The sequence below is a fragment of the Rhizobium ecuadorense genome (genome assembly GCF_001187535.1).
GTDB lineage: Bacteria > Pseudomonadota > Alphaproteobacteria > Rhizobiales > Rhizobiaceae > Rhizobium > Rhizobium ecuadorense.
The window spans coordinates 1-291 of record NZ_LFIO01001360.1 but is presented as its reverse complement, the minus strand read 5'-3'; the positions used below and the strand labels follow the sequence as shown (position 1 = coordinate 291).

At 54.0% G+C, this 291-nt stretch carries 1 protein-coding gene; it reads left to right on the top strand.

Annotated elements, in window-relative coordinates; all coding sequences use genetic code 11:
- Positions 1-291: alginate export family protein (locus tag AF337_RS29460; protein ID WP_160320375.1), on the top strand; the 291-nt coding region annotated here is incomplete at both ends.

The window sequence follows — 291 nt, the reverse complement described above, 5'->3', positions numbered from 1 at the left end:
TCGAAGTCAGTGATGCGCCGGCTTTCGGAACCGTGCCAGCGAATCCCACAGATTCTTATTGGTTACAGCGTGCGCAGTTCCAGATCGACGTTCACCTGAACGAAAACTGGCAACTGTTTACACAATTCGAGGATGTGCGTGCGTTCGACAAGACGATGGTCAGCCCTAACGACGCAAACCGATTTGACCTTCGGCTCGCGTTCATCGGCTATACGCAGGAGACTGACCTAGGAACTTTCAGGGCAAGGGTCGGCCGTCAAGACTTCGCGTTTGACCTGGAGCGGTTCGTAT